Here is a 1,298-nt window from a genome sequence, read left to right as displayed (position 1 = left end):
CCCGGATAGGCGCGCACGCCGCCCACGCCGCCCAGGCCCATCTTTTCGGAGACATCGAGGTTTTTCGATGCCGCCTGGCCGCTGAGCACGCCATACAGGCTGGTCTCGCCGCCCAGGCTTTGCACGCGCGCCGCATTGAAACTGAGTTTATTGAAGTGGCCGTTGCTGTTCACCGTCAAGCGGTCGATCAGCAGCGCCAGCGGCGTCTCGATGTCGATCTTGCCCGTGGTGTAGGTGACCGAATACGTGCTGGCGCCGCCCCCGCCCCAGCCATCGCGGCTGTCGCCGTTGAGGTTCAGCATCCACACCTTGGCCGTCTTGTCGTTGACGGTGCCCGTCGATTCCGTCCGGTCCTGGAATGTCTTGTCGTCATAGCTGACCTGGGCATACAGGTTGCTGCTGCGCGTACGGATCAGCGGATAACTGCCGTAGGCGCTGGCGATCTTCGCCGTGCCCTTGGCGTCAAGCACGGCAAATTCCTTGCCCAGCTTGTAATCCATATAGGTGTAGGCGCCGCCCAGGCGCAGCAGGCCCGCCTGCCCCTGGTAGGCCAGGCGGCCATAGTTCAGGCCGTCGGCCGAGGTAAACGCGCGCACGGTGGCCACGTCGCCGATGCCGGCCAGTTCATTGATGTTCAGGGTGGCGCCGATGCGGTTGCGGCCCGTGTAGCGGTTGCCCTGGTTGTCCAGGTCGATGCTGCCGTTGAAACGCGCACCGGGCTGCACGTCGACGATCAGGTCGGACGCACCCAGGGACGCCCCCGGCGCCAGGGTCGAGCTGACCTGCACGCCCGGCAAGTCCGACAGCAGCAGCAAGCGCCGCTCCAGTGGCGGCGTGGAAATCACTTGTCCGTCGAGACCGGCCAATATGGTGCCGGCCAGGCCGTCGGACAACTTGCTCTGGTTACGCAGCTGCACCTGGCCATATTGGCCCGGCAGCACGTCGATGGCGACGACGCCATCGTGGATGTCCTGCGCGGGCAGATAGGCCTGCGCGAGGAAATAGCCACGGTTCTGGTAATAGCTGGCAATTTTTGACGCCATGGCGCGCAATTCGCCCAGGGTCAGCTCGCTGCCGGGCACGAAACCCGTGGCGGCGACCAGTTCGCTCTCGGCAAACACGGGTGGCGCCGTGATCCGCAGGCGCTGCACGGTGATGCGCGTGGTGTCGCCCACCGTGATGGCGGGCACATTGCCCTGCTGCACGCGAATGGCTGGCGGCGCCTTGGGCAACTGCGGCGCGACGGGAATCTGCTGCAACTGGCTGCCGGCATTCGGGGGATCGACGGCATAGGCGCT

At 65.6% G+C, this 1,298-nt stretch carries 1 protein-coding gene; it reads right to left on the bottom strand.

Features of this window, described 5'->3' with window-relative positions:
* A partial coding sequence (locus BXA07_RS29670) for a ShlB/FhaC/HecB family hemolysin secretion/activation protein (protein ID WP_076573260.1) occupies positions 1-1,298 on the bottom strand: 1,298 nt, incomplete at both ends.

The sequence above is a fragment of the Janthinobacterium sp. TND4EL3 genome (assembly GCF_900156175.1).
Taxonomy (GTDB): Bacteria; Pseudomonadota; Gammaproteobacteria; order Burkholderiales; family Burkholderiaceae_D; genus Janthinobacterium.
Note: the sequence above shows the minus strand (reverse complement) of the source record. Positions and strands in the feature narration are given on the sequence as shown.